The organism is Thermodesulfobacteriota bacterium (assembly GCA_026415035.1).
Lineage (GTDB): Bacteria > Desulfobacterota > BSN033 > BSN033 > UBA1163 > RBG-16-49-23.
Genome location: JAOAHX010000061.1, coordinates 1 through 612 on the forward strand (window position 1 = coordinate 1; position 612 = coordinate 612).

At 42.5% G+C, this 612-nt stretch carries 1 protein-coding gene; it reads left to right on the forward strand.

Features of this window, described 5'->3' with window-relative positions:
• Positions 1-379: 379 nt before the first annotated feature.
• Positions 380-612: hypothetical protein (locus tag N3G78_14865; protein ID MCX8119197.1), on the forward strand; the 233-nt coding region annotated here is incomplete at its 3' end.

The following is a 612-nucleotide window of genomic DNA, read 5'->3' on the forward strand; positions in this document are numbered from 1 at the left end:
GTATAAGAGACAGCCTACGAAGAGGGAACTGAAAGTTTTTGAATGTGAGGGCTTAAATGTTCCAGGATTTTGGTTGCATTAACGATCCCTACGAAGAGGGAACTGAAAGACTAACAAATACCCCAAGACATTCAAAGCACTCTCAGGTTGCATTACCGATCCCTACGAAGAGGGAACTGAAAGTGACACAAAGATACTCTCACCTGAGCAGGGATTTTCAAAGGGAAGAGATCAACCGTTTAAACGGACTTTGCGGGGAAAGTGGTAAGAAATTGGTAAGATTTTGGTAAAAAATTGGTTTGAAGGCACAAAACCTTTTTCTTGCCACCTAAAAATTATGCTTGACTCACCTAAAAATCGGGATATCATGGAGGCGAAGATGGAGCCAATTCAAAAAACTGTCCGTTACGTTTTGGAGATCTATAAACCAATGAACGTTGATGACCTCTGGATGAAATTCGAATCCCCCTCTCCATTCATGGCGATTCATGTGGGGGAGGTCATCAATCCTGGATTGTGGCCAGGATCTGAGGCTCCTCAAAAGGTGCTTAGGGTTTTACATGTGGAACATGCTGTTTGGGAGATTAATGACCGAATCAATAATCTCACGAT